This is a genomic window from Peterkaempfera podocarpi (assembly GCF_042466665.1).
In the GTDB taxonomy this organism is placed as follows: Bacteria; Actinomycetota; Actinomycetes; order Streptomycetales; family Streptomycetaceae; genus Peterkaempfera; species Peterkaempfera podocarpi.
Map to the genome: position 1 here is coordinate 4,807,106 of NZ_CP162102.1, position 22,553 is coordinate 4,829,658.

Here is a 22,553-nt window from a genome sequence, read left to right on the forward strand (position 1 = left end):
GCCTCGCCACCATGGCTGTGCAGACCGTCGCATCCGCAGCAGACAGCACCAGCACCCCCGATCTCGGCCCCGCCGTCGCGCTCTCCTGCCGCGAGTGCGGAGCCCGCACCCCGCTGGGTCCCAACTTCGCCTGTCCCGAGTGTTTTGGGCCGCTGGAGATCGCCTATGAACTCCCGAGCGGCGACCCCGAGGCACTGCGCCGGCGGATCGAGTCCGGCCCCACGAACATCTGGCGCTACGCGCCGCTGCTGCCCGTGCCCGCGGACGTGGCCTCCCACCCCGGTCTGAACCCGGGCTGGACCAAGCTGGTCAAGGCCGACAACCTGGCCGCCGAGCTGGGCATCACCGGCGGCCTGCACATCAAGGACGACTCCGGGAACCCCACCCACTCCTTCAAGGACCGGGTGGTGGCCATCGCCGTCCAGGCGGCCCGCACCTTCGGCTTCACCACCCTCTCCTGCTCCTCCACGGGCAATCTGGCCGGCGCGGTCGGCGCCGCCGCCGCCCGTGCGGGCTTCCGGTCCTGCGTCTTCATCCCGCACGACCTGGAGGCCGGCAAGGTCGTGATGGCCGCGGTCTACGGCGGCGAGCTGGTGGCCATCGAGGGCTCCTACGACGACGTCAACCGCTTCTGCTCGGAGCTCATCGGCGACCCGGTCGGCGAGGGCTGGGGCTTCGTCAACGTCAATCTGCGCCCCTACTACGCCGAGGGCTCCAAGACCCTGGCGTACGAGATCTGCGAGCAGCTCGGCTGGCGGCTGCCGGACCAGCTGGTCATCCCGGTGGCGTCGGGCTCCCAGCTCACCAAGATCGACAAGGGCCTGAAGGAGCTGATCGCGCTCGGACTGGTCGAGGACAAGCCGTACAAGATCTTCGCTGCCCAGGCCACCGGCTGCTCGCCCGTCGCCGCCGCCTACAAGGCGGGCCACGACGTGGTGCGCCCGGTGAAGCCGGACACCATCGCCAAGTCGCTGGCGATCGGCAACCCCGCCGACGGCCCCTACGTCCTGGACATCGCCCGCCGCACCGGCGGCGCGGTGGAGGACGTCTCGGACGCCGAGGTGGTCGACTCCATCAAGCTGCTGGCCCGCACCGAGGGCATCTTCGCCGAGACCGCCGGCGGGGTCACCGTCGGTGTGCTCCGCAAGCTGCTGGACAAGGGCCTGCTGGACCCCGCCGCCGAGACCGTGGTGCTCAACACCGGCGACGGCCTCAAGACCCTGGACGCGGTCGCCGGCACCGGCCCGACCGCGACGATCCGCCCGACCCTTGCTTCGTTCCGAGAGGCTGGCCTCGCATGAGCGTCAACGTCCGCATCCCCACCATCCTGCGCACCTACACCGGAGGCGTGGCCGAGGTGACCGCCGAGGGCAAGACCCTCGCCGAGGTCATCGACGACCTGGAGGTCAACCACACCGGCATCCGGGCCCGGCTGCTGGACGACGCCGGCAAGCTGCGCCGCTTTGTGAACGTCTATGTGAACGACGACGATGTGCGCTTCGCCGAGGGGCTGGGCACCGCCACCCCCGACGGCATCGGGATCTCCATCATCCCGGCCGTCGCCGGCGGCTGCTGAACCGCATCCGACGCCGTGCCGCCCGACGACCGGGCGGCACGGCGCGGCGGGACCTGAGGGCCTCCCGGAACAGGAAGGGCGCTGTCCCACGAACGATTCGTGGGGCGGCGCCCTGTTTTTTGCATGGTTGCCTGGAGGGGCTGTGAGGATCGTGTGGCCCGGGCACGTTTGAATACCGGAAGCGCGATACAGTGGCCCCGGGCAGCGGCGCTCCGTTTCTGCGGTACGCGTGGGCGATCCCACTTCTTTCTGCGCCGCCGCCGTGTGTTCCAAACCTTCAGGCGCACTCCTGGGTGCGCAGCTCCGCCCTGCTGTCCGTTCGCCCGTCCGGCACCTGAGACGGTCACGCCCGGGCGTATGCGCTTCCTGTCCCGACCGCGTCAGAATTTCGGGCGCGAATTGTCGCGAAGATCCCCTATGTCCGGCCCGTATTGCCGATGACTGGGGTATTTGCCCGGGAATATCCGACAACGCCCTTCTCGAATTCTCGTCCATTTGACCTGTTGCACAGGGCATCGATGCGGATACATTCAGCCGCGGTCGACCTGTTCACCCGCTCGGGCACCGCCTCGGGGGGCCGTGGTGATAAGGCCGTCCCGGGTCCGCGGAGTGCGGGTCCGTGAAAGGGCCAGTACTAGGGGAGTTTGGAATGGCTCAGGGCACCGTCAAGTGGTTCAACGCGGAGAAGGGGTACGGCTTCATCGCGGTCGACGGTGGTGCGGACGTGTTCGTCCACTACAGCGCGATCCAGATGGACGGCTACCGCACCCTCGAGGAGGGCCAGCGCGTCGAGTTCGAGATCTCGCAGGGTCAGAAGGGCCCGCAGGCGGACATGGTCCGTCTCGCTGCAGGCTGACCGGCGGACTCGACCGACCACGGCTATCGACCGGAGAAGCGCCCGGACCGATGCACCCCGGCGGCTGTGACCACCACAGCGCCGAGACGGACCCGGCCAGTGCTCCACACGGTCTTCGCGGGCCCGCACCCCCACCCGGGGGTGCGGGCCCGCAGCCATGTGTGGTGGATCCGGACAGTCGCTTGCACTCTCGTAGGCAGAGTGCTAATCATTGCGTTAGCACTCTGAGCTTGAGAGTGACAGCGGACCGGGTCGGTGAGGTCTCCGGGGCGGTGGGGAAAGGACCCACGCGGCCAGGAACCGTCCGTCGCGGGCGCCTTCGCGGTCCGGAGCATGCCACCCCCGTCCGGGAGGACCACTTCACATGGCCAAGATCATCGCGTTCGACGAGGAAGCGCGCCGCGGCCTCGAGCGCGGGATGAACCAGCTCGCCGACGCCGTCAAGGTCACGCTGGGCCCCAAGGGCCGCAACGTCGTCCTTGAGAAGAAGTGGGGCGCCCCCACGATCACCAACGACGGTGTCTCCATCGCCAAGGAGATCGAGCTCGAGGACCCGTACGAGAAGATCGGTGCGGAGCTCGTCAAGGAGGTCGCCAAGAAGACGGACGACGTCGCTGGTGACGGCACCACCACCGCCACCGTGCTCGCCCAGGCTCTCGTCCGCGAGGGTCTGCGCAACGTCGCCGCCGGCGCCAACCCGATGGCCCTCAAGCGCGGCATCGAGAAGGCCGTCGAGGCCGTCTCCGCCCAGCTGCTCGAGCAGGCCAAGGACGTGGAGACCCGCGAGCAGATCGCCTCCACCGCCTCCATCTCCGCCGCCGACACCCAGATCGGCGAGCTCATCGCCGAGGCGATGGACAAGGTGGGCAAGGAAGGCGTCATCACCGTCGAGGAGAGCAACACCTTCGGTCTGGAGCTCGAGCTCACCGAGGGCATGCGCTTCGACAAGGGCTACATCTCCGCCTACTTCGCCACCGACCTGGAGCGGATGGAGGCGTCCTTCGACGACCCCTACATCCTGATCGCCAACTCCAAGATCGGCGGCGTCAAGGACCTGCTTCCGATCCTCGAGAAGGTCATGCAGTCCGGCAAGCCGCTGCTGATCATCGCCGAGGACGTCGAGGGCGAGGCCCTGTCGACCCTGGTGGTCAACAAGATCCGCGGCACCTTCAAGTCCGTCGCCGTCAAGGCCCCGGGCTTCGGCGACCGCCGCAAGGCCATGCTGGGCGACATCGCCATCCTCACCGGCGGCACGGTCATCTCCGAGGAGGTCGGCCTCAAGCTGGAGAACGCCGGCGTCGACCTGCTCGGCCGCGCCCGCAAGGTCGTCATCACCAAGGACGAGACCACCATCGTCGACGGTGCCGGTGACGCGGACCAGATCCAGGGCCGCGTCAACCAGATCCGCGCCGAGATCGAGAACTCCGACTCGGACTACGACCGCGAGAAGCTCCAGGAGCGCCTCGCCAAGCTGGCCGGCGGCGTCGCCGTCATCAAGGCCGGCGCGGCCACCGAGGTGGAGCTCAAGGAGCGCAAGCACCGCATCGAGGACGCGGTGCGCAACGCCAAGGCCGCCGTCGAGGAGGGCATCGTCGCCGGCGGTGGCGTCGCTCTGCTGCAGGCCGGCGTGGCGTTCGAGAAGCTGGAGCTCGAGGGCGACGAGGCCACCGGCGCCAACATCGTCAAGGTGGCGCTCGAGGCCCCGATCAAGCAGATCTCCGTCAACGCCGGCCTTGAGGGCGGCGTCGTGGTGGAGAAGGTGCGGAACCTGCCCGCCGGTCACGGCCTCAACGCCGCCACCGGTGAGTACGTCGACCTGATCGCCTCGGGCATCATCGACCCGGCCAAGGTCACCCGCTCCGCCCTGCAGAACGCGGCCTCCATCGCCGCGCTCTTCCTCACCACCGAGGCCGTCATCGCCGACAAGCCGGAGAAGTCCGCTGCCCCGGCCGGCGGCGGTATGCCGGGCGGTGACATGGACTTCTGATCCTCGCGGATCAGCCCAGTCCTGAGCTGACCGAAGGGCGGCCCCCCGACACGGGAGGCCGCCCTTCGGCGTTCTCCGGGCGCCCCGCGGACCCTCGCCGGGGCGACGGTGACGGCAGCCCTCCGGGCGGACCGCCCGACGTCCGCGCTTCACCGGGCACCCACCGGGAAGAAGGCTTCCGGACACCCGCTCAGAGGAGGACGGACCGCCATGGCCATCGCATCCGTGAACCCCGCCACCGGGGAGACGCTCAAGTCCTTTGAAGCGCTGGGCAGTGAGGAGGTCAGGGACCGGATCGGCCGCGCCCACGACGCCTTCCTGGCCCATCGGCGCACCCCCTTCGCCGAGCGGGCGGCCAGGATGCGCAAGGCCGCCGATCTGCTGGACGCCGAGCGGGAGGAGATCGCCCGCACCATGACCGCCGAGATGGGCAAGCCGCTGGGGCAGGCCCGCGCCGAGGCGGCCAAGTGCGCCGTCGCGATGCGCTTCTACGCCGAGCACGCGGAGCAGTTCCTGGCGCCGGAGCCGCTGGCGGACGCCTCGACGGTCAAGGCGTCCCGGGCGGAGACCCGCTGGCAGCCGCTGGGGGTGGTCCTCGCCGTGATGCCGTGGAACTTCCCGCTCTGGCAGGTGGTCCGGTTCGCCGCGCCCGCGCTGATGGCGGGCAACACCGGCCTGCTGAAACACGCCTCCAACGTCCCGCAGACCGCACTCTTCCTGGAGGACCTCTTCACCAGGGCGGGCTTCGCCGAGGGCTGCTTCCAGACCCTGCTGATCGGTTCGGCGGCGGTGGAGGCCGTGCTGCGCGACCCCCGGGTGGCGGCCGCGACCCTCACCGGCAGCGAGCCTGCCGGGCGCGCGGTGGCGGCGGTCGCCGGTGACGAGGTCAAGAAGACGGTGCTGGAGCTGGGTGGCAGCGACCCCTTCATCGTGATGCCCTCGGCGGACCTCGCCGCCGCCGTGGAGACCGCCGTCACGGCGCGCGTCCAGCAACGGGCAGTCCTGTATCGCCGCCAAGCGGTTCATCGTGCACTCGGACGTCTACGACGCCTTCGCCCGGCACTTCGCGGAGCGGATGTGCGTGCTGCGGGTCGGCGACCCCATGGACGAGTCCACCGAGGTGGGGCCGCTCGCCACCGAGCAGGGCCGTGCGGACGTGGAGGAGCTGGTCGCGGACGCCGTCGGTGCCGGCGCCACCGTACTCTGCGGCGGCGAGCGCCCTGACGGACCGGGCTGGTTCTATCAGCCGACCGTGCTGACGGACATCACCGCCGGGATGCGGATCGCCCAGGAGGAGGTCTTCGGCCCGGTGGCCTCCCTCTACCGGGTCGCCTCCGCGGAGGAGGCCGTGGCGGTCGCCAATGCGACCCCCTTCGGTCTGGGCTCCGCCGCCTGGACCTCCGACCCGGTCGAGCAGGAGTACTTCACCGCCGAGCTGGACGCCGGAGCGGTCTTCATCAACGGGATGGTGGCGTCCTATCCACAGCTGCCCTTCGGCGGGGTGGGCCGCTCCGGCTACGGCAGGGAGCTGGCGGCGCTGGGCATCCGCGAGTTCTGCAACGCCAAGACCGTCTGGGTCGGCTGAACCGGGGCGGGCTGAACCGGGATCGGCTGAACCCGGATCGGCGGGACCGTGGGCCGACCGGAGCGAAGGACGGAGGGATGTGGGAGCCGGCCGGATCGGGGGACGGACCGCCGCCCCTGCGAGGGACAATGGGAGCCATGTCCTCCGATCCCAGCCAGACCCCTGACTCCCCGCTGGAAGCGGCCCTGCACACCGCTCGTGCCCGCATCCTCGCCGATCTGACCGCCCGCGACGTGTGCGACGCCGCCGTGGTCTCCCTGGTGGAGGACGCGGTGGCGCACCGCCGCTGGTGGGCCGAACAGTGGCCGGAGGGGGTCGACTACCTGCTGGGCCTGGTCGCCCAGGACGTCCAGGACGCCCTGCTGGAGGCCTATGGGCGCTGGCCGCTCTGCACCGTGCACGCGGCCGAGGGCGACCCGCACGCCCTGGCGGTCGAGCCGGAGCTCGGCCCGGACCCGCACTGGGTGTGCGGCAAGGAGGGGGCGGTGGTGGCCCCGGTCGGCGGGCTGGGCGCCGGATGACCTCCGGTACGGGCGCGGCTCAGGCGCCGAGCAGGTCGAGCTCGGTCGCCAGATTGCGCCGCGCCCGCTCCTCGTGGCGGGCATGGGCGGTGGCGGTGCGGTAGAGCACGGGCAGGTCCAGCAGCTGCCGCAGCACCGCGGCCCGGCCCGCCCGGAACGTCTCGTCCGGCACGAAGGCGTACTCCTCCCGTACGGCCGCCGCATAGGCCGCATACGCCTCGGGGGACCCTGCCAGCACCGCCAGATCGGCGTCGCACAGCACCTCTCCGTTGCGGTCGCCGGGTGACGGGTCATGGGTGACCGTCAGCCGCACCAGCCTGGCCACCTCTGCGGTCCTCGCGCGGCCGAGACCGGCCTCGGGCAGGGCGCGCTCGGCGAGAGCCGCGCTGCGCTCCTCGTTCTCCGAGCGGTCGGGCCGGTAGACGGCGTCATGGAACCAGGCCGCCAGCCGTACGGCGTCGGCGTCGTCGGCGTGCCCGGCCAGCACCTCGATCTCATCGAGCACCGCGGTCAGGTGTGCGGCGGTGTGGTAGCAGCGCTGCGGCTCCGCCCAGCGGCGCAGCAGCTCCGTGCCGTAGGGGGCGGGGTCGGCGGTGGCGCCGCAGCGGGTCAGCAGGGCGGACCAGCGGGCGAGCAGGGCGGGGGAGGGGCCTTCGTCGGACATCGCGCCATTGTGCAGCACCGACCGGGGGAGGGGGGTCGCCCTGCGGACGTCTGGTATGGCAGGCTGTTACACATGTCTAGACCAATCTTCGAAGTGATTGCCACATCCGCCGAGGACGCGACGGCGGCGGTGGCCGGCGGCGCGGACCGCCTGGAGCTGGTCACCGACATGCACGCCGACGGACTGACTCCCCGGGTGGAGGAGTTCGCCCGCATCCGGGATGCCGTCGAGGTGCCGCTGCGGGTGATGCTGCGGATCCGCGACGGGTTCACCCCGGGCGACCTGGACGAGCTGCGGGCACGGGCGCTCCGGCTGCGGGCCGAGGGGGCCGAGGAGTTCGTGCTGGGCTTCCTCACCCCTGCCGGGGAGGTCGATCTGCCCGCGATCCGGACGGTGCTCGATGCCGTCCCCGGTTGCCGCTGGACCTTCCACCGCGCCCTGGACCACGCCGCCGACCGGCGGGCCGCACGGGCCGCCGTCGCCGGCCTGCCCGGCCTGGACACCTTCCTCACCGCAGGCTCCGCCGCCGGTGTGGACTCCGGCCAGGAGGTGCTGGCCGCCGAGGCGGAGGCCGACTCGGGGTCCGCCGAACTGCTGCTGGTCGGCGGCGGCCTCCGGGCCGAGCACGTCCCCGGCCTGCGGGCCGCGGGCCTGTCGGGCTTCCATGTCGGCGGCGCCGTGCGCTGCGCCGGCTGGACCTCCCCGGTCGACGCCGAACGGGTCCGTGCCTGGCGCAACCTCATCGACGCGCCCGTGCCCACCCTGGTCTGACTGCGGCCCCGGCCTGGCTCCGGCCCTGGTCTGGCTCCGGCGGGAGCGCTCCCGCCGGCCCGGGCCGGGACGGACCCGAGTCCCCGGGCCGGGGGGCGGCCGGAAGGCGGAGAGCCCGCGCCGCCGCCATCCGGGCGGCTCGGGCGGCGCGGTCCCCCCGCCCCGGCCGGTCAGGCCAACTGCTCCGGGAGCGGCCGGGAGTGAACCACCGTCAGCCCGGAGACCGCCCGGGTGAGCAGCACATACAGCCGGCGCAGCCCGGTGCGGCGGTCCGGTTCGCCGGCCACCACCGCGGCGGGCTCGTCCAGCACCACATGGTCGTACTCCAGGCCCTTGGCGAGCGACGCCGGGACCAGGGTGAGCCGGGCGTCGGCACTGGTCTCCTCCCCGGGCGACAGATACGGCAGCCCCGCCGCGGCCAGCACCCCGGCCAGTACGGGGACCCGGGCGTCGGCGGCGATCAGTCCGATCGAGCCCTCCCGCTCCAGGGCGTCCCGGCAGGCCTCCAGCACCGCCGCGTCCAGCGTCGGATGGCCCGAAGGATCGTCCAGGCCCGCCGCCCGGTCCAGCGCGGCCAGATCGTCCGCAGGCCCCGGCATCGGCCCAGGCCCCGGCATCGGCCCAGGCCCCGGCATCGGCCCAGGCCCCGGCATCGGCTCCGCCTCGCCGAGGGCGGGTGCGGCGCAAGGCACCGGCCGTACCTCCAGCGCACCGGGTGCCTCCCGCACCGAGGACGCAGGTGCCAGCCCCGGCGCGATCGACGGCAGCAGCCGGGACGCGTACCCGATCACCTCGCTCGGCACCCGGAAGCCCTGGGTGAGCTCCTCCACCCGTGTCTCCGGCTTGCCCAGATGGTGCAGCGCCTCCGCCCAGGAGGCCGTCGCCCACGGCGTGGTGCCCTGGGCGATGTCGCCCAGTACCGTCGCCGAGCCGGTGCTGCAGCGGCGTCCCACCGCCCGGTACTGCATCGGGGAGAGGTCCTGGGCCTCGTCCAGCACCACATGGCCCAGCGACGGGGTGCGCTGCACCAGGTCGGTGGCCTCGTCCACCAGCACGGCGTCGGCGACCGTCCACGGGGCGGTCCGCACCGAGCGGCCGGGCTTGGCCCAGAGCACGGCCTGCTGCTCCTCCTGCGTCAGCAGGCCCTCCGCGCACTCCGCCAGAAAGGCCGCGTCCGTCAGCAGCCGGTGGACCAGCTTCACCGGGTCCACCAGCGGCCAGATCTCCTTGACCGCGGCCTTCACCGCCTGGGAGCGCGCCACCGCGTCCTGCACCCGGTCGTCGGGGGCCTCCCCGCCGTTCTCCATCTTCACCAGCACGGAGTGTGCGATCCGCTGCGGCAGCGCCTCCCGGGCGGCGCCGTAGCGGATGTCCCGGGAGAGCAGCTCCTCCGCGATCTCCTGGAGCTCGTACGCCGGGACACGCCACCGGCGGGAGCCCCGCACCACCACGCACGGCTCGGTGGGCATGCGCACCCCGGAGCGCACCGCGCGGCGCAGCACCTCCGCCATCCGGGCGTCGCCCTTCACCCGCGCCGAGGCGGCGGGCTCGGTGGCCCGCACCGGCACATGGGAGACCAGCTCCTCCACCGTCGCCTGGGCGACGTCGACCTCGCCGAGGGCGGGCAGCACCTGCTCGATGTACTGGAGAAACGACCGGTTGGGCCCGATCACCAGGGTGCCCGTGCGGGCCAGCCGGTCGCGGTGGGCGTACAGCAGATAGGCGACCCGGTGCAGACCCACCGCGGTCTTGCCGGTGCCGGGCGCGCCCTGCACACAGACGCTGCCGCCGATCCCGGCGCGGACGATCTCGTCCTGCTCGGGCTGGATGGTGGCGACGATGTCCCGCATCGGGCCGACGCGCGGACGCTCGATCTCGGCCGCCAGCAGCGCGCTCGACGTCTCCACCTCGGAGGGGTCGCTGAGGTGCTCGTCCTCGTAGGCGGTGAGTCCCCGGCGGTGTAGCCGAAGCGGCGGCGGCGTTCCACATCCATCGGCTCGGTGCGGCTGGCCCGGTAGAACGGCTGGGAGACCGGAGCCCGCCAGTCGATCACCATGGGGTCGCCGTCCGCGTCGTGGACGTGCCGGCGGCCGATGTAGAAGCGCTCCCCAGCCGCGCCCTCCGCCTGCTCCCCGCCGATGGAGTGCAGATAGTCCAGGCGGCCGAAGAAGAGCGGGGTGTGCGCCATGTCCGCCAGCGCGGCGATGCGGTTCTGGATCTGGGTGCGCAGCACCTCGGCCGAGACCCAGGTGCCGGCGACATCCCTGAGGTCCAGCGACTCCACGTCCTCGCGCATGGCGCGCAGCGCGGCACGCGAGTGGCGCAGATGGTTCCGCTCGCGTTGCAGAGGGTCGTCGGTGGCCGTGTCGGCAGGGGGTACGGCAGCGGTGGTGTGGGCGTGCGAGGGCACGGCGAAGCCTTCCCGGCTGCGGTGGCCCCGGGGGTCCGGGAGGGGAACTGCCCGGCGCCGCAGCGGTCTCGTAACGGAACACTTGAAGGATGCCGACCGGTTGCCGACCGGACGACTTCCTCCCACGGCTGCCCGGAGAGCGGGCACCACGGTTCGGGAGGCGGCAGGCGGGACATCGTAAACCCTGGACGTCCGCTGCGCGAACACCTTCACCCTGAGAGGACTCCGGGGCGGAGCCAGTACGGAGGAGGAGGCGGCTACGCCCCAAGGACGAGGTGCCGGCCCGCAGGACAAGCCCCGTGGGCCGATGCCCTGCCCCGCGGGCGAACCTACGGTGGAGCTATGAGCACCGCACACATCAACCCGTCCGGCAGGTCGCCGGGCCAGGCACCCCGGGTTCCGCCGCAGCAGACACCACCGGCCACCCACGGCAGCCACCCGGGCACCGGGCACCACGACAATCCGCTGAAATCCGCCCTGCGCAGGGCCGGCATCCTGGTCGGCACCGTCGCCCGGGTGACCATCCTCGGACGGGACGGCGTCGACATGTGACCTGATTCCCACCGCGGCTGGGCCGTTCGGGCGTACCCGGGGGCACGTGGGGTACACGCGCAACGACGGAACGCGTGCCACCGCTGTACAGCCGAGGGGGAGGGGCCAGTGTCGGTCGCCAAGGAGAGGCCGCGCGCCGGACGCCGGCTCAGCCGGATCACAGACCCGCTGCGGCAGTTGCTGGACCCCCGCAGCGCCGGACCGCAGCGCGGGGCGGCACCTGCGGCGGCACCCGCCGCGAAGGACCGGAAGCCATCGGCGGCCAAGCCCCGCACGGCACCTGTGGTGGCACCCCCTGCGAAGGGCCGGAAGCCATCGGCGGCCAAGCCCCGCACGGCACCTGTGGTGGCACCCCCTGCGAAGGGCCGGAAGCCATCGGCGGCCAAGCCCCGGAAGGACCCTGCCAAGCCCCGGAAGACACCTGCGGCCAAGCCCCGTACGGCACCCTCGCCGCAGAGCGGGCAGCGCTCCCCGCTGGCGGCCCTGCTGCGGGCCCTGATCATGCTGGTGGCCTTTGCGGCCATGGTGGCCTTCGCCGCCGTACTGGCCCGGGTGACGCTCACCCCCTCGCCCGCCTCGGTGCCGATCTCGCACAGCAATCTGCACCCCGGTGCGTCGCTGCGGCTCTACCTCAACCAGCCCTCGGTACGGGAGGCGGTGAAGCAGATCGGCGGCAACGTGGCACTGGGGGTCCCCTTCGGGGTGCTGCTGCCGATCCTGGTGCCCCGGGCCAGGGGACTGCTGTGGGTGCTGCTGGCGACCGGTGCGGTGATGCTGCTGGTCGAGCTGGTGCAGGGGTCGATGGTCCAGGGCCGGTCGTTCGACATCGACGACGTCATCCTGAACACCGCCGGCTCCCTGCTGGGCTATCTGCTGCTGGGGCGCCGGATCTCGCGGGCCGTCCACCCGCGGCGGCGCCACTGGTGGCAGCGCCGACGGGAACCGGCGAACACCGTCTGACCGACTGCCGACTGCCGACTGCCGACCGGCGCCCGGGAGGCGGGCGCCGGGCGCGGCCGGAGGCCGGAACGCGCCGGCCGGGCCCTCAGGCCCGGCCGGCGCGGAGGACCGCCGTCAGCGGACCGGGTCGTCGCCGGCCTCGTGCAGCACGTCGTCGGCGTCGATGATCCGGTAGGCGTAGCCCTGCTCCGCCAGGAAGCGCTGCCGGTGCGCGGCGAAGTCCTGGTCGATGGTGTCCCGGGCGACCACCGAGTAGAAGTGGGCCGCCCGGCCGTCCGCCTTGGGCCGCAGCACCCGGCCCAGCCGCTGCGCCTCCTCCTGCCGGGAGCCGAAGGTGCCCGACACCTGGATGGCGACCGCTGCCTCCGGCAGGTCGATGGAGAAGTTGGCGACCTTGGAGACCACCAGGACCGAGATCTCCCCGTTGCGGAAGGCGTCGAAGAGCTTCTCCCGCTGCAGATTGGTGGTCTCGCCCTTGATCACCGGGGCGCCCAGCGTCTCGCCCAGCTCGTCCAGCTGGTCGATGTACTGGCCGATGACCAGGGTCTGGTCGCCCCGGTGCTGCTCCACCAGAGCCTCCACCACCCGGCGCTTGGTCGCCGTGGTGGCGCAGAACCGGTAGCGCTCGTCCGGCTCGGCGACCGCATAGGCCAGCCGCTCGGAGTCGGTGAGGGTGACCCGGACCTCGCAGCAGTCGGCGGGCGCGATGTAGCCCTGCGCCTCGATCTCCTTCCACGGGGCGTCGTACCGCTTGGGGCCGATCAGCGAGAACACGTCGCCCTCCCGGCCGTCCTCCCGGACCAGGGTCGCGGTCAGCCCGAGCCGGCGCCGGGCCTGGAGGTCGGCGGTGAACCGGAAGATCGGCGCAGGCAGCAGATGCACCTCGTCGTAGACGATCAGGCCCCAGTCGCGGGAGTCGAACAGCTCCAGGTGCGGATAGACGCCCTTCCGCCTGGTGGTCATCACCTGGTACGTGGCGATGGTCACCGGGCGGATCTCCTTGCGGGTACCGCTGTACTCGCCGATCTCGTCCTCGGTCAGGGTGGTCCGCTTCACCAGCTCGTGCTTCCACTGCCGGGCCGAGACGGTGTTGGTGACCAGGATCAGGGTGGTCGCCTTGGCCTCGGCCATCGCGGCCGCCCCCACGAGCGTCTTGCCGGCGCCGCAGGGCAGGACCACCACACCCGAGCCGCCGTGCCAGAAGCCCTCCACCGCCTGGGTCTGGTACGGCCGGAGATGCCAGCCGTCCTGGTCCAGCGCGATGGGGTGCGCCTCGCCGTCCACATACCCGGCCAGGTCCTCGGCCGGCCAGCCGAGCTTCAGCAGCACCTGCTTGATCTGGCCGCGCTCGGAGGGGTGCACCACCACGGTGTCCGGGTCCACCCGCTCGCCCACCAGCGGGGCGATCTTCCTGGACCGCAGCACCTCCTCCAGCACCGGACGGTCGCTGGTCGACAGCACCAGTCCGTGCGAGGGGTGCTTCTGCAGCTGGAGCCGCCCGTAGCGGGCCATGGTCTCGGCCACGTCCACCAGCAGGGCGTGCGGCACCGGGTAGCGGGAGTAGTTGACCAGGGCGTCCACGACCTGCTCGGCGTCGTGCCCGGCGGCCCGGGCGTTCCACAGGCCCAGCGGGGTCACCCGGTAGGTGTGCACATGCTCCGGCGCCCGCTCCAGCTCGGCGAACGGTGCGATCGCGCGCCGGCAGTCGTCGGCGCGGGGGTGCTCGACCTCCAGCAAAAGGGTCTTGTCGCTCTGGACGATCAGGGGCCCGTCGTTCACGTGCGATGTCCTTCCGGTGGAGCCATGGCCAGACCCTCCAGTGTTGCGCACTCGTGCGGGTGAACGTGTGCTCGACCGCCCGGAGGGGCCGGTACGGCCTGCAACACTGATGGCAACGGCGTTCCGGGAGGCGGTGGGTGCGATGAGCGTCGCATTCGAGCATTCGGGTGCCTGGACCGTGGCGGACGTCCTGGCGCTGGACGACGACGGCAGGCACCGGTTCGAGCTGTGGGGGGATGCGCTGGTCTGTCGCCGAGCGCGGGAACGCAGCACCAGCGGGCGTCACGACGTCTGGCCAATCTGCTGGAGGCGGCGGCCGAGGCCGTGGGGGCGCCGGTGGAGGTCATGGAGGCCGTCAATGTCGTGCTGCCCAGCGGTCTGCTGGTGCCGGACATCGCGGTGGTGGACGCCGCCGCGGCGGCCGCCGATCCGGTGACCTGCGACCCGGAGGCGGTGTGGTTCGTGGTGGAGATCGTCTCCCCGTCGCCTGCCGGGCGTCAGATCGACCGCAAGGTCAAGCCTCTGATGTATGCCTCCGGTGCCGTCCCCGCGTACTGGCGGCTGGAGTTGCAGCCGGTACCCAGCCTGGTGGTGGCCGAGTTCGAGGACGGCGGTTACACCGAGCGGACCGTGGCCGGTCCCGGGGAGGTCACGCTGATCGACAAGCCCTTCCCGGTGCGGGTGGACCCGCTGGAGCTGGTGAAGCCCCGCGGGTGAGTCACTCCTCGGGTTCGTCGATGTCGGCGACGCCGGTGATGCGGTGCAGGGCGAAGGTGCGCACCTCGTCCCGGGCGTGGTCGTAGGCCGTGACATAGCCGCCCTCGACCTTCACCGGGGCGACGATGAACTGCCCGGCCGAGCCCTCGGCGTTGACATAGCCGATCCACATCCGCTCGCCGAGCAGCACGGCGGTCTGCAGCGCCGCCAGGGTCTCCGCGGAGGCCGTCCGCGGCAGCCGGGCCGGGCCGTTGGCGGCGGCCGGGCCGGAGACGGCGTCGCGGCGGACGGCGATGGAGGCACGGTCGCCGGCGCGGACCGCCCGGACCGCGGCGTCAAGCAGGACCTCCCCGGGGTGGGCGGCCCGTCCGGTACGGGGGTGGGGGCGCTGCGCGGCGGGGTGCGCCGCGCATCGGGGCGGGTGATCACGATGTCGCCCTCGGCGGACTCGGCCGCCGGGGCGTACCCCATGGCGCGCAACTGGTTGAGCACCGCCTCGGGGCCTGCCTGGGCGGCGAGGACGGTGGGGGCGAGACGGCGCAGCCGCAGCTGCGCTGAGCGGCGGTCGGCCAGGACCTCGGCCAGCAGCGCGTCGTCGTCGCAGCGCAGATAGGCGGAGGCGGCACCGACCCGGAGCCGCCCATGGCGTCTGGCCACATCGTCGACCAGATAGCTGAGCGGCTGCGGCACGGGCGTCCGGGAGTGCTGCTCCAGAAAGGCATGCAGATCGGCGGCGGTGCGCCCGGCGTCCAGAGCCCGGCGGACGGAGTCCGGGGTGAAGCGGTAGACGGTGGCGCCGCCCTTGGACTCCACATCCGCGGCCAGCCCCAGGGCCTGCGCCAGCGGGGTGTGCAGCGGACCCGGGGCGATGGCGGTGAGGTCGGGCTGCAGGATCACATGGTCCAGCGGCTGCGGGAGGAGCGGCTCCAGCGCGGGGGCCGGGTCGGTGCCGGACAGCAGCGACCGGGCGGGAGCGGCCAGGGCGCCGCGGCCGGTGATGCCGATCAGCTCGGCCTCGGCGAGCGTCCAGTCGGTGAGGTCGTCCCGCAGGTCCCGCCCCTCGCCGCTGGAGGGGCCGCTGCGCCACGGACGGTGCCAGCGCATCGCAGGCAGCAGCGCGTCCGCGGGCGCGGCGCCGCCCGGCGGCAGCTCGGCCAGCTGCCGCAGTACGGCGCGGCGGGTGCCGGGGGCGAGGGTGCGGTCCAGGTCGGGGCCGAGGGCGGCGAGCGCACGGCCCTTGCTGTCCTTGCCGCCGACCAGCCCGGCGACCCGGGTGCCGGCCAGCCAGCTGCGGGCGAGCAGCGTCCAGCGCTCGGCGACGGGCTGCTGCAGCCAGCTGTCGTAGGCGGGGGTGGGGGCGAACACTTCGTCCGCCTCGCCGTCGGAGGCCAGCAGCCCGGCGCCATGGGCGAGTTCCAGCCAGAAGGCGGCCGTGGCCTCGGGGACGTCGAGCATGGCGGCCGCCCGGCGCAGATCGCGGACGCCGAGCCCGCCGGCCCGCAGCACGGGCGGCGGGGTGAGGCCCCACTGGTCGAGCAGCTCCTCGACGGTGCGGACGGCGGTGAACGCCTGGCCCGCGGCGGTGGCGTCCACCGACCGGGGGTCGTGCACACGGGACGGTTCCACCTGCGGCGGAGCGGGCTCCACGGTGCGGTGGCTGCGCCCGCCCCGCAGATGCAGGGCGGCCTCCCGGGGGAGGACGACCGTGCGCGGTCCGGACGGCAGCAGCAGCCCACGGGCCAGCAGCCACTCCACGGGGCTGCGGGCGTCCTGGGCGCGGACCGGGCGGCCCGCGTCGGGGACGGTGCCGGTGGGCGGGCCCCAGACGAGCCGGTCCAGTACGCCCAGGGCGGGCTCGGGGGCCCCGGCGAGCACTGCGTCGACCTGCCGGCCGTCGGTGAGCATCGCGGTCAGGGCCGCGACCGCCGATACCGGGTCGTGGGTGGTCGGCAGCCCGGCGTCGGCGAGCAGCTCCTGAAGGCGGCCGGGGGACATCCCCGCGGTGGCCTCGGCCAGGGTCGGGCCCAGGCCGGTCGGCCCCGGGTGGGCGGCGGTGGGGGCGAGGATCTCCCGTACGGCGCGGACCAGATGCAGGGCGGGTCCCTGGCCCCACAGCAGGGCCCGCTCGCGCAGCAGGGCGAGCGCACCGGGGAGGGCGGCGGCCACCTGGGCCGCGTCCACCGGGTCGGCATGGCGGTGCGGGGCTACGCCGGGCGTACCGGTGAGCAGGCGCAGCACGGTGCCGCTGTCGCAGCCGTCCGGTGCGGCGGCCAGCGCCTCGGCGACCTGGAGGGTGAAGCGGTCCAGCCGCTCCAGGGCCCGCAGCGAGGAGGCCCGGGTGGAGATCCTGGTGGCCAGCTGGGTGAGGTCGCTGGGGACCGGGGTGAGCAGGTCGGGGCGGGCCCGGAGCAGGGCGGCCAGCGCCTCGTCGTCGCGGGAGCGGAGCTCCTCGGCGAGAGTGCGGGGTGCGGCGGGGGTCCGGCCACCGGTCTGCTCGGTCATCCGCACCAGATTAGTCGGGACCGCCGACACGGGAGACGGTCCCGGCGGCGGTGCGGCACCTCGCCGCACGGGCCGGGGGTGGGTACCTTCCTCTGCGGAGGCGTTGGCCGAGCGTGGGTGGGGCGGCGGGATGGGGATCGAGAGCGACAAGTTGGTCTACGACTACCTGGGGCGGGTGGCCGATCTGGCGCAGACCTCGCTGCCCGCGGCCGACCGGGCACGGCTGATAGCGGGGCTCCGCGCCGACATCGACAGCCGCAGGGCCACGGCCAGGGACACCCCGGCCGCCGTACGGAAGGTGCTGGAGCGCCTGGGGCCGCCCGACCAGGTGGTCGAGCGGGCCGCCCGGCAGGGCCCTCCCTCCGCGCCGGGCCCGTCGGTGCCTGCTCCCGCCGCGGTGCCGGGCCCGGTCCCGCCGCCGGGGCCGGGGCCGTCGGTGCCGGCCGGGCCGCCGGCGTCCCCCGGGCCGTCCGTGCCCACGCTGCCCGCCACGCGGGACGCGGAGTGGTGGCGGGTGCCGGGCGCGGCCGCCGCCGCGGTGCCGGAGGCGGAGGACGGCCCGGTGCAGCCGGCCCATCTGCCGACGGCCGAGGACTTCCCGGGGTGGGACGGGGTCGAGATCCGCTTCGAGGCCGAGCAGCGGCCGCCCGCGGCAGCCGCCCCCGCCGCCCCCACCGCGGAGCCGGAGGCGGAGCCGGTGCTGCCGGTGCCCGCCGAGAAGCCCGGGCGGCGGCGGCTTGCCGCCGCGCTGCGCCCGCCGGGGCCGGGACGGCCGCCGCTGCTGGAGTCCGCGGCAGCGGTGCTGCTGCTGGCGGGCGCGGTGACGGGGCAGCTGGTGGTGATGCTGCTGGGGTGGCTGGCCGCCTATGCCTCGCGGCGGATGAGCCTGCCGGTCCGGCGGTTCGCGGTGTTCGGCATTCCGGCGCTGGCGGTGCTGGGCGCCGCGGTGTGGCTGTGGGGGCGGACAAGCGGACGGTGGGGCGGGCCGCCGCCCACCGATGCGCAGTTCCAGGCGGCGCTGAAATCGCTGGTGCCGGTGGTGCTGCGGTCCGCCGCGGCCGGGTCGGCGGTCTTCCTGGGCTGGCGCGCCCTGAGTGGCCGGACGCCGCGGGGCTGACCCCTCGTCCGCCGGCCCCCGCCGCCCCGGCGCCGCACACGGACGGCCCGCACCCCGGTCCTCACCGGCGTGCAGGCCGTCGTCCCGTTGCGGGGTGCGTACCGGATGGGGTGCGTACCGGATCAGGGGCGGTGGGCCGTGATGTAGCGGACGGCGGTGCGGCGGGTGAGGTCGCCGGCTGCGGCGAGGGGGCGGACGACCTCGTACGCGGCCCTGCGGGCCTCGTCGAGGCGGTCGGGCGGGATGGACTCCAGCAGATCGCGGTTGCCGTCGGAGCGGACCGAGCGCCACCAGGCGTCCAGGTCGGCGTACTGCACGGTGACGACCTCCTCCACGGTGCGGACCCCGCCGAAGCCGGCCGCGGCGAGGGCCGCCTCGGGGCCGTCGGCCAGGGTGTTGAAGCCGAGGGGGCCGTCCTCGGCGTAGCCGTGCAGCACCCGGGCGGCCTGCCGCCACTCGGGCTGGACGTCGGGGCCGAAGAGGGTGAGGCCGAAGCGGCCGCCGGGGACCAGCACCCGATGGGCCTGGGCCAGTGCGGCGTCCGGGTCGGGGGTGAGCATCAGGGTCAGCGAGGAGAGCACCGCCTCGAAGGACTGGTCGGGAAAGCCCAGGTCCTCGGCGTCGTCCACCCGCACGGAGACATTGCGCAGCCGTGCGTCGGCGGCCTGGTGGGCGGTGCGGTGGACCATGGCGGGTGACAGGTCCACCCCGGCGACATAGCCGTCGGGGCCGACGGCCGCCAGGGCGGGGAAGAGTACGGCGCCGCGCCCGCAGCCCAGGTCCAGGACGCGGTCGCCGGGGCGGAGGCCGGCCAGTTCCACCAGCCGGTCGCCGACGGGGTTGAAGAAGTCGCCGTTGGCCTCGTCGTAGCTGTCCGAGGCGAGGTCGAAGGAGCGGGTGATCCGGGCCTTGCGCCGCTGGGCGGGCGCCTGCTCTCGAATGCTCGGCATCCTGCCATGGTGGAGGGGTGTGGCACAGGTCACAAGAGGCCCGACAGGACGATCGGCGACGACCGTGCGGCGCCCGTACGGCGGCCCTCCGGTGACCGGACGGCGACGGGACGGCGACCGTCCGGTGTCCGCCCGCGACCGGCGGCGATCGGCCGCCGCCCGGCCCGGCTCCGGCGGGGGACGTGGCCGGATTCGCCGCGGACCAGGGTCTTAGGGTGGTGCCCATGGCTGATCTGGCGCCCGGCGCCCCGCTCACGGTGGGCTTCGACCTCGACATGACCCTGCTCGACACCAGGCCCGGTATCAAGGCCACCTATGACGCCATCGCGGCCGAGACAGGGGTGTGGATCGACAGCGCGCTGGCCGTCACCCGGCTGGGGCCGCCGCTGGAGGTGGAGCTCGCCCACTGGTTCCCCGAGGAGCGCATCACGGAGGTCGCCGACCGCTACCGGGCGATGTACCCGCACACGGCCGTCCCCGCCTGCCTGCCGCTGCCGGGCGCGAGGGAGGCGGTCGAGGCGGTACGCGCCCGCGGCGGCCGCGCCGTGGTGGTGACCGGCAAGCACGGCCCCAACGCCAGGCTGCACCTGGACCATGTCGGCATCGGTGTCGACGCGCTGGCCGGTTCGGTGTGGGCCCAGGAGAAGGGCGCCGTGCTGCGGGCCGAGGGTGCCTCGGTGTACGTGGGCGACCATCTCGGCGACATCACCGGCGCCCGGGCCGCCGATGCGCTGGCGGTGGCGGTGGCGACCGGGCCGTTCGGCGCCGAGGCACTGCGCGAGGCGGGCGCGGACGTGGTCCTGGACGACCTCACGGCCTTCCCCGAGTGGCTCGAGTCCCACCTCCTGGGCGAACCCACCCGGTCCCGCTGACCACCCGGCAGCAACCCCGGCGCTGCGGACGGCCCGTGTGCCCGGCCTCCCGCCGGCGCGGGAGGCCGGGCACACGGCGATGCCTGTCCGGCCGGGTCAGGCAGCGGTGTGCCGGCGCTGGGCGCGGGCGGCCCGCAGAAGTCCCAGCAGGGCCACCAGGAAGCCGGCCGGCATCAGCATGGAGAGCCAGTAGGCGGCGGTCGGCAGCCGGGTGAGATCGAGGAAGAGAGGGACGAAGGTGGCCACGGTGGCCACGGCGCCGACGATGAAGACGACGGCGCCCGCTCGGACGAGTGCGTCGCCCGGTTTGCTGGTTTCGGTGCTCACCCCACCAGGGTATGCACGTCACGCACGGGGTCGATCCGCACCCCGGCGTCCGGACCGGGGGGTGCGTCCCATGACCAGCTTGCCGCTGTCACCGTCCGGGCGTGCCCTGGGCGGCGGGCGTGCCCTGAGCGGCAGAGCCGGTGGGCGCCCGCCCGAGGCGCCGCCCGTTAATCTTGCGACTGCCTGCTAGCTCCGCGCAGGCCCCGTCGCACCGCGCGCCCGCCGGGAGGCCGGGAGCGCCATCCACCATCCAGCGGTCGTCGGCCACACCCGACAATCACTCACACCCAGGACGAGGTCTTCCGTGCCTACCGGCAAGGTCAAGTGGTTCAACAGCGAGAAGGGCTTCGGCTTCCTCTCCCGTGACGACGGCGGCGACGTCTTCGTGCACTCCAAGGCGCTGCCCGACGGCGTGACCACGCTCAAGCCGGGGCAGCGGGTGGAGTTCGGAGTGGTGGCCGGGCACCGGGGCGACCAGGCGCTGTCGGTGGCTCTGCTGGACACCCCGCCGTCGGTGGCCGCGGCGCAGCGCCGCAAGCCGGACGAGATGGCCCCGATCGTGCAGGACCTGATCTCCACCCTGGACGCCGTGCTGCCCGGGCTGCAGCACGGCCGCTACCCCAGCAAGCCGGGCGGCCAGCAACTGGCCACCCTGCTGCGCGCGGTGGCCGACCAGTTCGACGTCTGACGGATGCCGGACCGCCTTCCCGGGCGTCGACTCAGCCCGGGAAGGCCAGGGCGTCGGGTGCCACGGCGGGCACCAGGCCCTCGGCGGCCGCACGGGTGAGCAGGCCCCGTACGGCGGCGTGGCCGCTCTCGCCCAGGTCGGCGGTGAACTCATTGACGTACAGGCCGATGTGCTGCTCGGCGACGGCAGGGTCCATCTCCTGGGCGTGCGCCAGCACATAGCCGCGGGAGGCGGCCGGGTCGTCCCAGGCCATCCGCACCGAGGTGCGCAGCGACTCGGCGAGGCCCAGCAGCCGCTCGCGGCCGAGCGAGCGGCGGGCGACGATCGCGCCCAGCGGGATCGGCAGGCCGGTGTCGGCCTCCCAGGCCTCGCCCATGTCGGCGAGGCAGCGCAGCCCGTACTGCCCGTAGGTGAAGCGGGCCTCGTGGATCACCAGGCCGGCGTCGACCCGCCCGTCGCGCACCGCGGGCATGATCTCGTGGAAGGGCAGCACCCGGATCTCGCCCAGCCCTCCGGGGACGGCCTTCGCCGCCCACAGCCGGAAGAGCAGATACGCGGTGGAGCGTTCGCTGGGCACCGCAACCACCTTGCCGGCCAGCTCCGCCGGGTCCGCCGAGGCGTCCGGGCCGGTGAGCACCAGCGGTCCGCAGCCGCGGCCCAGCGCCCCGCCGCAGGGCAGCAGCACATACTCGTCGAGCACCCAGGGCAGCGCCGCGTAGGAGATCTTGAGTACATCCAGTTCGCCGCGCTCGGCCAGGCCGTTGGTGATGTCGATGTCGGCGAAGGTGACCTCGGGCGCGGTCGCGCCGGGTACCAGGCCGTGCGCCCAGGCGTGGAAGACGAAGGTGTCGTTGGGGCAGGGCGAGTAGGCGACGGTGAGCGGCTCGGTGAGCCGGGGGACTCCACCTCGGCGGGCGCTGACTCGGACATGCTCAACCACTCTCCTTCGCGGCGGTGTCGATCAGTTCCCGGTACGGCAGGACGGCGAACGCCTGCTCCAGGGCCACCAGCGCCTCACCGATCCGCCAGGCGGCGCGGTCCCGTGGCCCCACCGGGTTGGAGACGGTGCGCAGTTCCAGCACCGGCAGCCCGAACCGGGCGGCCGCCTCCGCCACCCCGAACCCCTCCATCGCCTCGGCTGCCGCACCCGGATGCCGCTCCGCCAGCTCGGCGGCGCGGGCGGCGGTGCCGGTGACCGTGGAGACGGTCAGCACCGGGCCGGTGGCGGTGGTGATCCCGGCGGAGCGCAGCGCCCCGGCGGCCAGTTCCACGGCGGCCGGCGGCGGGGTGTGCCGTACGGTGCCGAAGCCCAGCTCGGTGACGTCGCTGAAGCCGTCGGGGGTGGTCGCCCCCAGGTCGGCGGCGAGTACGGCGTCGGCGACCACCGTGGCGCCGACCGCGGCGGCCTCGGCGAACCCTCCGGCGATACCGGCCGAGCAGACCAGCTGGAAGGGCCCGACGAGGGCGAGCGCGGCGGCGGTGCCCGCGGCGGCCGCCGCGGGTCCGACCCCGGCGGCCAGCACCACGGCCTCGGCCCGGCCGAGCCGGACCACCCGGTGGCCGTCCATGCCCTGCGGCGACTCGTCGTGGTACTCCCCGCCCGCCGCCCGCAGGCCGGCGGTGACCCGGTCCGCCTCGGCCTGGACGGCTGTGACGACCAGCAGCCGGGCCGTCGGGCCCGGCTGCCGCTCGCCGTGAGGCGTCGTGCTCATCGCGTGG

At 73.7% G+C, this 22,553-nt stretch carries 19 protein-coding genes and 2 pseudogenes; 13 read left to right on the forward strand and 8 right to left on the reverse strand.

The window, feature by feature from the left end:
• The first annotated feature begins 11 nt into the window (after positions 1-11).
• The 6 genes and pseudogenes from thrC (at position 12) to AB0761_RS21210 (ending at position 6,525) form a co-directional block, all read left to right on the forward strand.
• The gene (gene thrC, locus AB0761_RS21185) at positions 12-1,301 is read left to right on the forward strand and encodes a threonine synthase (RefSeq protein WP_377270666.1); all 1,290 of its coding nucleotides are present in this window, start codon (positions 12-14) and stop codon (positions 1,299-1,301) included.
• Positions 1,298-1,576 carry a MoaD/ThiS family protein gene (locus AB0761_RS21190; protein WP_377270667.1) on the forward strand — a complete coding sequence of 93 codons (279 nt, stop codon included), beginning with the start codon at positions 1,298-1,300 and terminating at the stop codon, positions 1,574-1,576. The genes thrC and AB0761_RS21190 overlap by 4 nt, the downstream gene beginning before the upstream one ends.
• 649 nt (positions 1,577-2,225) lie before the next feature.
• Positions 2,226-2,432: a cold-shock protein gene (locus AB0761_RS21195; RefSeq protein WP_005486335.1), complete on the forward strand. Its 207-nt coding sequence runs from the start codon at positions 2,226-2,228 to the stop codon at positions 2,430-2,432.
• A gap of 364 nt (positions 2,433-2,796) precedes the next feature.
• Complete coding sequence (groL, locus tag AB0761_RS21200) at positions 2,797-4,419, forward strand: chaperonin GroEL (RefSeq protein WP_377270669.1); 1,623 nt, start codon at positions 2,797-2,799, stop codon at positions 4,417-4,419.
• A gap of 210 nt (positions 4,420-4,629) precedes the next feature.
• Positions 4,630-6,004: pseudogene (locus tag AB0761_RS21205) on the forward strand (NADP-dependent succinic semialdehyde dehydrogenase).
• A gap of 137 nt (positions 6,005-6,141) precedes the next feature.
• Positions 6,142-6,525: a hypothetical protein gene (locus AB0761_RS21210; RefSeq protein WP_377270670.1), complete on the forward strand. Its 384-nt coding sequence runs from the start codon at positions 6,142-6,144 to the stop codon at positions 6,523-6,525.
• A 19-nt stretch (positions 6,526-6,544) separates the two neighbouring features.
• On the opposite strand, the gene AB0761_RS21215 is transcribed toward AB0761_RS21210, so the two are convergent.
• Complete coding sequence (locus tag AB0761_RS21215) at positions 6,545-7,189, reverse strand: hypothetical protein (protein WP_377270671.1); 645 nt, start codon at positions 7,187-7,189, stop codon at positions 6,545-6,547.
• Between the two features lie 72 nt (positions 7,190-7,261).
• Between AB0761_RS21215 and AB0761_RS21220 the strand changes: the two genes are divergently transcribed.
• Entirely contained in the window at positions 7,262-7,960 is a 699-nt protein-coding gene (locus tag AB0761_RS21220; RefSeq protein WP_377270672.1) for a copper homeostasis protein CutC, read from the forward strand.
• 170 nt (positions 7,961-8,130) lie between these two features.
• Here the strand turns inward: AB0761_RS21220 and AB0761_RS21225 are convergent, their stop codons facing one another.
• Positions 8,131-9,867: a HelD family protein gene (locus AB0761_RS21225; RefSeq protein ID WP_377270673.1), complete on the reverse strand. Its 1,737-nt coding sequence runs from the start codon at positions 9,865-9,867 to the stop codon at positions 8,131-8,133.
• An 845-nt stretch (positions 9,868-10,712) separates the two neighbouring features.
• Between AB0761_RS21225 and AB0761_RS21230 the strand changes: the two genes are divergently transcribed.
• Both AB0761_RS21230 and AB0761_RS21235 read left to right on the forward strand, forming a co-directional pair.
• Positions 10,713-10,922, forward strand: a complete 210-nt coding sequence (locus tag AB0761_RS21230; protein WP_377270674.1) for a hypothetical protein — start codon at positions 10,713-10,715, stop codon at positions 10,920-10,922.
• 345 nt (positions 10,923-11,267) lie between these two features.
• Positions 11,268-11,882, forward strand: coding sequence for a VanZ family protein (locus AB0761_RS21235; protein WP_377270675.1), 615 nt, complete (start codon positions 11,268-11,270; stop codon positions 11,880-11,882).
• A 114-nt stretch (positions 11,883-11,996) separates the two neighbouring features.
• On the opposite strand, the gene AB0761_RS21240 is transcribed toward AB0761_RS21235, so the two are convergent.
• Positions 11,997-13,661 carry a DNA repair helicase XPB gene (locus AB0761_RS21240; protein WP_377270676.1) on the reverse strand — a complete coding sequence of 555 codons (1,665 nt, stop codon included), beginning with the start codon at positions 13,659-13,661 and terminating at the stop codon, positions 11,997-11,999.
• 228 nt (positions 13,662-13,889) lie between these two features.
• On the opposite strand from AB0761_RS21240, the gene AB0761_RS21245 reads away from it, so the two are divergent.
• A complete protein-coding gene (locus tag AB0761_RS21245; protein ID WP_377270677.1) occupies positions 13,890-14,378 on the forward strand; it encodes a Uma2 family endonuclease in 489 nt (162 codons plus the stop codon).
• Position 14,379: 1 nt separating this feature from the next.
• On the opposite strand, the pseudogene AB0761_RS21250 reads toward AB0761_RS21245, so the two are convergent.
• Positions 14,380-16,880 (reverse strand): annotated as a pseudogene (locus AB0761_RS21250) (helicase C-terminal domain-containing protein).
• Between the two features lie 130 nt (positions 16,881-17,010).
• Between AB0761_RS21250 and AB0761_RS21255 the strand changes: the two are divergent.
• A complete protein-coding gene (locus AB0761_RS21255) occupies positions 17,011-17,997 on the forward strand; it encodes a hypothetical protein (RefSeq protein WP_377270678.1) in 987 nt (328 codons plus the stop codon).
• A 122-nt stretch (positions 17,998-18,119) separates the two neighbouring features.
• Here AB0761_RS21255 and AB0761_RS21260 read toward each other — a convergent pair whose 3' ends face one another.
• Positions 18,120-18,947: a class I SAM-dependent methyltransferase gene (locus tag AB0761_RS21260; protein WP_377270679.1), complete on the reverse strand. Its 828-nt coding sequence runs from the start codon at positions 18,945-18,947 to the stop codon at positions 18,120-18,122.
• Positions 18,948-19,171: 224 nt separating this feature from the next.
• On the opposite strand from AB0761_RS21260, the gene AB0761_RS21265 reads away from it, so the two are divergent.
• Entirely contained in the window at positions 19,172-19,819 is a 648-nt protein-coding gene (locus AB0761_RS21265) for an HAD family hydrolase (RefSeq protein ID WP_377270680.1), read from the forward strand.
• Positions 19,820-19,915: 96 nt separating this feature from the next.
• Here the strand turns inward: AB0761_RS21265 and AB0761_RS21270 are convergent, their stop codons facing one another.
• A complete protein-coding gene (locus tag AB0761_RS21270; protein WP_377270681.1) occupies positions 19,916-20,146 on the reverse strand; it encodes a hypothetical protein in 231 nt (76 codons plus the stop codon).
• Positions 20,147-20,450: 304 nt separating this feature from the next.
• Here AB0761_RS21270 and AB0761_RS21275 point away from each other — a divergent pair, with 304 nt between their 5' ends.
• Positions 20,451-20,834 (forward strand): cold-shock protein, encoded by a 384-nt coding sequence (locus AB0761_RS21275; RefSeq protein ID WP_377270682.1) that lies wholly within the window; start codon positions 20,451-20,453, stop codon positions 20,832-20,834.
• Between the two features lie 31 nt (positions 20,835-20,865).
• On the opposite strand, the gene AB0761_RS21280 is transcribed toward AB0761_RS21275, so the two are convergent.
• Both AB0761_RS21280 and AB0761_RS21285 read right to left on the reverse strand, forming a co-directional pair.
• Entirely contained in the window at positions 20,866-21,774 is a 909-nt protein-coding gene (locus AB0761_RS21280; protein ID WP_377270683.1) for a menaquinone biosynthesis family protein, read from the reverse strand.
• Positions 21,767-22,546 (reverse strand): futalosine hydrolase, encoded by a 780-nt coding sequence (locus AB0761_RS21285; RefSeq protein ID WP_377270684.1) that lies wholly within the window; start codon positions 22,544-22,546, stop codon positions 21,767-21,769. Before AB0761_RS21285 ends, AB0761_RS21280 begins: the two co-directional genes overlap by 8 nt.
• Positions 22,547-22,553: the final 7 nt, after the last annotated feature.